At 50.8% G+C, this 8,367-nt stretch carries 6 protein-coding genes; 1 reads left to right on the top strand and 5 read right to left on the bottom strand.

Annotated features, from left to right (window positions below):
* Positions 1–3 precede the first annotated feature (3 nt).
* From HXZ99_RS11860 to HXZ99_RS11880, 5 genes are all read right to left on the bottom strand, one after another.
* A complete protein-coding gene (locus HXZ99_RS11860) occupies positions 4–699 on the bottom strand; it encodes a response regulator transcription factor (protein WP_194757507.1) in 696 nt (231 codons plus the stop codon).
* Positions 700–836: 137 nt separating this feature from the next.
* The gene (ntrC, locus tag HXZ99_RS11865) at positions 837–2,240 is read right to left on the bottom strand and encodes a nitrogen regulation protein NR(I) (protein WP_194757508.1); all 1,404 of its coding nucleotides are present in this window, start codon (positions 2,238–2,240) and stop codon (positions 837–839) included.
* On the bottom strand, positions 2,241–3,344 hold the full coding sequence (glnL, locus tag HXZ99_RS11870) for a nitrogen regulation protein NR(II) (RefSeq protein WP_194757509.1): 1,104 nt from the start codon (positions 3,342–3,344) through the stop codon (positions 2,241–2,243).
* Positions 3,345–3,690: 346 nt separating this feature from the next.
* Positions 3,691–5,100, bottom strand: coding sequence for a glutamate--ammonia ligase (glnA, locus tag HXZ99_RS11875; protein WP_194757510.1), 1,410 nt, complete (start codon positions 5,098–5,100; stop codon positions 3,691–3,693).
* A 285-nt stretch (positions 5,101–5,385) separates the two neighbouring features.
* Positions 5,386–6,033 (bottom strand): thiol:disulfide interchange protein DsbA/DsbL, encoded by a 648-nt coding sequence (locus HXZ99_RS11880; RefSeq protein WP_194757511.1) that lies wholly within the window; start codon positions 6,031–6,033, stop codon positions 5,386–5,388.
* Between the two features lie 481 nt (positions 6,034–6,514).
* Here HXZ99_RS11880 and typA point away from each other — a divergent pair, with 481 nt between their 5' ends.
* Complete coding sequence (gene typA / locus HXZ99_RS11885; RefSeq protein WP_194757512.1) at positions 6,515–8,347, top strand: translational GTPase TypA; 1,833 nt, start codon at positions 6,515–6,517, stop codon at positions 8,345–8,347.
* The last annotated feature ends 20 nt before the right edge of the window (positions 8,348–8,367 follow it).

Raw genomic sequence — 8,367 nt, forward strand, 5'->3', positions numbered from 1 at the left:
GGCTTACACTTCCTGAAGTTCAGGCTCAGTTATGCGATATCCACGGCCACGAACCGTTTGAATACGCTCCGGCTTGCTCGGTAGTTTCTTGCGAATATTGCTGATGTGCACATCCAATGACCGATCAAACGGCCCCAACTGGCGACCCAATACATGGTTCGACAAGCTCTCTTTGGTGACCAACTGACCATGGTGCATCACTAATTGCCGCAATACTTCAAATTCGGTGGGTGTCAGGGTCAGGGCCTGGCCATCACAGCGCGCTTCGGCATTGGTGATATCTAATTCAAAGCCAGCATGACGCAGGTGTTCCACTATCGCTAGCCCACTTTTACCTTTGGCCCTACGCAGCAACGCACGCACGCGCGCCACTAATTCACGCGGATAAAATGGCTTGGGGAGATAATCATCGGCGCCTAGCTCGAGTCCAACGACACGATCCACATCGTCTCCGCGGGCGGTAAGCATTAATACGGGGGTTTCAATTTCCGCTGCCCGCAGTTGCTTAAGAACCTGCAACCCGTCGATCTCCGGCAGCATAATGTCGAGTAATATCAAATCGAAGGATTCGCTGGTCGCGGTTTTCAAACCGGCTTTACCATCTTCTTCATGGGATAATTTGATGCCTTCACGCTTAAACACATCGGTTAACATTGTGCCCAAATCTGCGTCGTCATCAATCAATAATATATGCACCACGGCATTGCCCTCTGGTTCAAATGATTCCAATGTACCGCTTGCATGGTGGAACAAAAGTCGATTTTCGTTCTCTTTACAATTGGCTTTACATTGTATCTTTACACTGAACGCGCCACTTTACATATAGGGGAATGCCCTTATTTTTCAAAGTTTTTTTCTTCAAGCCGCTGAATTTTACGGGTCAATGTGTTGCGACCCCAACCCAAAATTTCTGCTGCGCGTTGCCGATGCCCCCCGCTCTTTACTAAGGCAACATCAATGGCCAATCGTTCCACATCATCTTGAATTTCGGCAAACACAGCACGCGAATCGACACTGATTTTTTGCTCCAAATAGTGCTGCAGCGACTCGCGCCAATCGTCGATCACCGCACCCGTTTCTTCACGTTGGGTGAGTTCTGGTAGTTCATCCACATCCACCCAGTCACTACTCGCCATCACCGTAATCCAGCGACAGAGGTTCTCAAGTTGCCGCACATTTCCAGGCCACTCCGCCTGCTCCAATGCTGCTAATGCCCCTTTGGTGAGCCGTTTTGCCGGCATCTGCAGATCTGCCGAGGCTTGCCGTAAGAAGTGATCGGTGAGTACTGAAATATCGCTGCGCCGTTCACTGAGCGAGGGCAAACGCACATGAATAACATTCAAGCGGTGATACAAATCTTCGCGAAAGCTGCCATCGGCGATGGCTTTGCGCAAGTCGATGTGGGTGGCAGCAATGACGCGCACATCCACCGTGACTAATTGATGGCTCCCCACCGGATAAAACTGACCTTCCGCAAGCGCCCGTAGTAAACGTGTTTGCACTGCCAGCGGCATATCGCCGATTTCATCCAAGAACAAGGTGCCGCCATTGGCTTGCTGAAAACGACCATCCCGACGCTGCAAGGCCCCGGTAAACGCGCCTTTTTCATGGCCAAATAGCTCCGATTCAATCAGCTCGCTCGGAATTGCCGCCATATTGAGCGCCACAAAGGGCTTGTCGCTGCGCGGGCTATGTTGGTGCAGCGCCCGAGCGACCAACTCCTTACCGGTGCCCGTGGCACCTGTGAGCAATACCGTGACGCTGGAGCGTGATAACCGCCCGATCGCCCGAAACACGTCTTGCATGGCGGGTGATTCGCCGATAATTCCGGTTTTTGATACCTCAACCGCGACGCTCGGCGGCTCTTGGGTACGAGATTTTACCGCCCGCTCGGCCACCGCAATCACATCATCAAGATCAAAGGGCTTTGGCAAATACTCAAATGCACCGCCTTTAAAGGCGTTCACGGCGCTGGCTAAATCAGAATGGGCGGTCATCACCACCACGGGTACCTGCGCCCATTTACGGCGCAGTTCCTCAAGAATTTCCATACCGTTGATACCCGGCATACGCACATCGGTTAGCACCAGATCTGGCGCCTTATCTGCATCGTGCAGGGTATGTAAAAACGTATGCGGATCGGCAAACATGATCGGCTGCCAGCCTGCGCCGGTAAAGGCACGCTCTAACACCCAACGAATCGAACTGTCGTCATCGAGAACCCATACATTACGTGCCATTTACGCCACCTCCTGGGTGTTCTCATCGCTTTCTGCATAGGGCAAAAACACGGTAAATTCAGTGCAGCCGGGGCGGCTCGATAACTCAATTTTACCGGCGTGTTGATGCACCAGCGATTGCGCGATGGATAGCCCCAAACCGGTGCCATTCTCACGACCACTCACGAGCGGATAAAACAGGGTATCTTTGAGCTCTGCGGGCACGCCCGGGCCATTATCTTGAATGGTAATGAGCGCGCACTGACGGTAGCGCTTGCCGTAAATGGTTTCCTGATGGGACACCCGAGTTTTGACCACGACTTCGCCGTGTTCTTGGCCTTCCACCACTTCAAAGGCGTTTTTGATAATGTTCAGCAACACCTGCTCGATTTGATCGGCGCTCACCTGAATATCCGGTAGACTCGGATCGTAATCTTTGCGAATGCCTGTGTTTGCACTGTGTTCAAGACTTAGTACATCCAGCACTCGCTGCAAAATCGCATGAATATTCTCGGGCGCCCGCGGACTTGGACGATTTGGCCCAAGCAGTCGATCAACCAACGTTCGCAGCCGATCCGACTGGTCCATAATCATTTGTGTATATTCACGTTGCGCATCGGTGAGCTGGGATTGCAGAAGTTGCGCCGCGCCACGAATACCACCCAGTGGATTTTTAATTTCATGAGCCAAGCCACGCACCAGTTGCTGGGCTGCTTCTAGCTGATGTTGTTGCACTTGCTCTTGGTTGATACGACGAATTAAATCCACTTGCCGCAGTTCCAACAGCACCACATCATTATATTCAGGCTGACTGCGCGGAAAGCTTGCCACCGACGCAGTAAGTTCGACCGTGATCGCCTTACCATCGTGCAACACCCAACTGACGTCGCTATCGGAAATAGTTTGCTGGCTAGAGAGAACATTGCGCAAAAGAAGCAAATCAAAGCTGCTGTAGCGCAATAACGAATCGAGCGGTGCGCCGATTAAACGCCGCGAGCTTCCAGAAAAAATCGCTTCCGCCGCAGCATTGGCATAACGCACGGCAAGCGTCTCATCTAAAATAAGAAGCCCCATCACCAACTGATCAGTCAGTTGCTCGTTCACCCACGGCGACGTTTCAGCCATTTTTCCCTCTCATCACACCCACCCACACCATTTTGCACCAACTTGGTGCAACACACAATAGTTCCGCCCCAGGGGTACAACTCACCCCCGCACAACAGTTCCGCCCCAGGGGTACAACTCACCCCCGCACAACAGTTCCGCCCCAGGGGCGTAACTCACCCCCTGATGTAACGCGGCCTGCAGGCGAACAAAGTTCCACCCCTGGGGCAGAACTCATCTCCGCGCTATAGTTCCACCCCTGGGGCGGAACTATTGGGATAAAAAAAGCTGCAGCGAGGGGGGCTCGTGCAGCTTTTTGGTGCAATCGCTTTGGTGCTGCCGGCCGCGGCCGGCAAGCGTCAAAGAGTTAGCACGAATAGTACATATCGAACTCAACCGGGTGGGTGGTTTTGTTCAGTGTTTCTACTTCTGAACGCTTCAGCTTAATGTAAGCATCGATCATGTCGTCGCTCATTACGCCACCCGCTTTCAAGAAGTCGCGGCCTTTATCCAAGCAATCCAACGCCATTTCCAATGAATGGGCTACGGTTGGGATTTCTTTGGCTTCTTCCGCTGGCAAATCATACAAATCTTTATCCATGGCATCGCCAGGGTGAATCTTGTTTTGAATCCCATCAAGGCCTGCCATCATCAGCGCAGTAAAGGCCAAATACGGGTTCGCCACTGGATCCGGGAAGCGCGCTTCGATACGGCGGCCTTTTGGATTTGGAACCAAAGGAATACGAATCGACGCGGAACGGTTACGCGCGGAGTACGCCAACATGACCGGTGCTTCAAAGCCTGGGACCAAACGCTTGTATGAGTTCGTCGCTGGGTTAGTGAACGCATTAAGCGCACGTGCATGCTTAATAATGCCGCCGATGAAATACAGCGCTGTTTCCGACAAACCGCCGTACTTATCGCCACTAAACAAGTTCTTACCATCTTTGGCTAACGACATATGGACGTGCATACCTGAACCGTTGTCACCGACAATTGGCTTCGGCATAAAGGTCGCGGTTTTGCCATAGGCATGGGCCACGTTATGCACAACATATTTGTAAATTTGAATCTCGTCGCCTTTGTTCACCAAGGTGTTAAAGCGCGTAGCCACTTCGTTCTGGCCAGCGGTCGCAACTTCGTGGTGATGCGCTTCAACCACCAAGCCCATCGCTTCCATGGTTTCACACATTACGCCACGGATATCGTGCGATGAATCAACCGGTGGTACTGGGAAGTAACCGCCTTTTACGCCAGGACGGTGCGCCAAGTTACCTTCCGCATAGTCGCGACCTGAGTTCCATTTCGCTTCTTCCGAATCGATTTTGTAGAACGAACCGCTCATGTCGGTGTGAAAACGCACGTCGTCGAATAAGAAGAACTCTGGCTCAGGACCAAACAGCGCGGTGTCGGCAATGCCGGTTGATTTCAAATACTCTTCGGCACGGCGTGCAATTGAACGCGGGTCACGGTCATAACCTTGGCGGCTATCCGGCTCCAAAATAGAGCAACGCACGATCAAGGTAGGCGCTTCAGAGAACGGGTCCATCACGCAGGCTTCCGTATCTGGCTGCAACACCATGTCTGATTCGTTAATGCCTTTCCAGCCCGAAATTGAAGAGCCATCAAACATTTTGCCATCTTCAAAGAAGTCTTCGTCGATCTGCGACACCGGAATGGTGACGTGTTGCTCTTTACCTTTGGTATCGGTAAAGCGCAAATCAACAAAGCGTACTTCGTTCTCTTCAATTAAATCCATTACGGCTTTAACAGACATAGTAACCTCCGGTTGGTAGCAGCGTCTGTGCTTAAAATAAGTGGACGAGCTAGGGTCGTTCCAGTTGAGCTAAAAAATTTAGCGTGTTGCCAATAGGTATAGCAAAGCCTATGCCAACTTGCTTAGTTCCTGATTTATATAGATTAAATAAATTTAGGCGTCATACTAAGGGAGAAAGACGGTGAAATGGTGCAATTTTGCACCATGTTAGTGCAAACCCAGATCCAAAGTGGTGCAAATCGAGCAAAACGCGGATCCCACTTGCTGCGAATCCGCGTTGTATCATTAATCTAAAGACAGTAAGTAATTAAGTAAGGCGTAGTAATCGTCACTTGTCGCAATGTTCTCAGGTAACGAATTACTCACTAAGTAACGTCCATTGACCACAATTGCAGGCACACCCCGCATACCGTTCTGATCCATATCAGTCAGGTTGTCCGCCATAATGGCATTCACTTCGTCGCTATCGGCCTTGGCAAATACTTCGTCAGCATCAAGCCCTTGCTCTTCAACAAATTGTGCCAAGTCTTCACCGCCAGGTAGGTTCGGCGCTTTACTGGCGTAAAACTCGAGAATCGCCGGCGTCATATCGTGATCGGCCAGCAAGTCGATGGCATGGAAGATGCGCCCATCGACAATCCACCGATTCGTTAGCGAACCGTGACGACGAACGAAGGTGACTTCTGGGTTTTCAGCTTTAAACCCCTGTAAAATAGGCTCAAATTGCTGACAGTAGGGGCAACCTACCCACAGATATTCGACAATAAAGGGTTCATTCCGATCTTGGTGCACCGGGAATTCCAACACCCGATAATGGGCGCCTGCCTGAAATGTTAACTGCGTGGTGTCTTCTTCGGGCACTTCACTACATGCGCTGATCAGCGCAACCGTACCGAGCGCCAGCAGCGCCGAACTCAACCAGTGTCGAATCATCGTCCTTTCCTCGTGTCGCGAATACCAGTTCCGCCCCAGGGGTGGAACTCGCTCTCTTATCTGCCTCGTGACCAACGCGATGCGTTGGCTACCCTTCTCAGCCTCGTGACCAACGCGGTGCGTTGGCTACTCTTATCTGCCTCGTGACCAACGCGATGCGTTGGCTACTCTTAACTGCCTTGTGACCAACGCGGTGCGTTGGCTACTTAAGTTACTCGATAGTAGCCCACCCGGTGACAACACACAAAGGCCTTTTCGTTCGCCCTTTTCCAAAACTTGTTCATCTTTATTGCGCACAAATGACCGCAAAGCCCTGCAAATCGTTACCAATGTGTTAATTTTACGCTCCTATGTGCGATAGGTGCTTTTTTATTCAGCGAAATCAGCGTATGATCCGCCCCCCTAAGGCCCGCTGCCCTGCGTCGAATCGCTGACTCAGGGTGTAGGTGACGCCTTCTATTACAGGTTGAAAAACAGTTTTATGTCCAAAGCTATCGAAAAAATACGCAATATCGCGATTATCGCTCACGTTGACCACGGTAAAACCACCTTAGTTGATAAGCTTCTGCAGCAGTCTGGCACTTTAGAGAGCCGTGGCGAGATGCAAGAACGCATCATGGATTCAAACGATCTTGAAAAAGAACGTGGAATCACTATTTTGGCGAAAAACACCGCCATTAATTGGGGCGATTACCACATCAACATCCTGGATACTCCAGGACACGCCGATTTCGGCGGTGAGGTAGAGCGCGTACTTTCGATGGCCGACTCAGTTCTTCTGTTGGTTGATGCCGTTGATGGTCCTATGCCGCAAACGCGCTTCGTAACACAGAAAGCCTTTGCCCACGGCCTGAACCCAATCGTTGTTGTGAACAAAATCGACCGCCCAGGTGCACGTCCTGATTGGGTTGTTGATCAAGTATTCGATTTGTTCGATAACTTGGGTGCAAACGACCAGCAGCTCGATTTCCCAATTGTTTACGCATCGGCGTTAAACGGTTTTGCTACCTTAGATCCGGCGAACCCAAGTACGGATATGACGCCGTTGTTTGAAACCATCATTGATAAAGTATCTCCGCCAGATGCGGATTTAGATGGCCCGCTCCAATTCCAAGTGTCTCAGCTTGATTACTCAAGCTACGTGGGCGTTATCGGTATCGGTCGAATTCGTCGCGGTACCATCAAGCCAAACATGCAAGTCACCATCGTGGATGCGCAAGGCAAAACCCGTAACGGAAAAATTGGTCAGGTATTTGGTTACCTTGGTCTAGATCGTATGGAAGTCACTTCATCCCACGCGGGTGACATTTGCGCCATTACCGGTTTGGGTGATTTGAGCATTTCTGACACCGTATGTATGTATGGTCAGCCAGAAGCGATGAAGCCACTTACCGTTGATGAACCTACAGTAACCATGACTTTCCAGGTCAACACTTCACCGTTCGCCGGTAAAGAAGGGAAGTTCGTGACGTCGCGTCAAATCCTTGATCGCCTCACTCAAGAGCTGACCCACAACGTAGCATTGCGCGTTGAGCCAACGGACAACCCAGATAAATTCCGGGTATCAGGCCGTGGTGAATTGCACTTGGGCGTGTTGATTGAGAACATGCGCCGCGAAGGTTTCGAATTAGCGGTATCGCGCCCTGAAGTAATTATTAAGTACGAGAACGGCGAGAAGTTTGAACCTTATGAAACTCTTACCGTTGACGTTGAAGATCAACATCAAGGCGCTGTCATGGAAGCATTAGGCTTGCGTAAAGCTGAAATGACCAACATGAGCCCAGATGGTAAAGGCCGTACCCGTATCGACTTTATGGTACCAAGTCGCGGCTTAATTGGTTTCCAAACCGAGTTCATGACATTAACCTCAGGAACAGGCTTGGTTTACCACGCATTTGATCACTACGGTCCACATAAAGGTGGAAAAATTGGTCAACGCATCAACGGCGTTCTGATTTCAAATGCACAAGGTAAGTCACTCGCGTTTGCATTATTTAACCTGCAAGAGCGTGGTCGTTTGTTCGCATCACACGGTGACGAAGTTTACGAAGGGCAGATTATCGGTATTCATAACCGTTCAAACGACTTGACCGTGAACTGTTTGAAAGGAAAGCAGCTGACCAATATGCGTGCGTCAGGAACCGATGAAGCCTTAACATTGACCCCGCCGATCAAAATGTCGCTTGAGCGTGCACTTGAGTTTATCGATAACGATGAGCTGGTTGAGGTAACGCCGAAGTCGATTCGTATCCGTAAGAAACTTCTCACGGAAAACGACCGCAAACGCGCATCGCGCCAAGCGGAAAAAGCATAACGCAAAAGCCCCGGACATCC

Source organism: Aliidiomarina indica (genome assembly GCF_015354615.1).
GTDB lineage: Bacteria > Pseudomonadota > Gammaproteobacteria > Enterobacterales > Alteromonadaceae > Aliidiomarina > Aliidiomarina indica.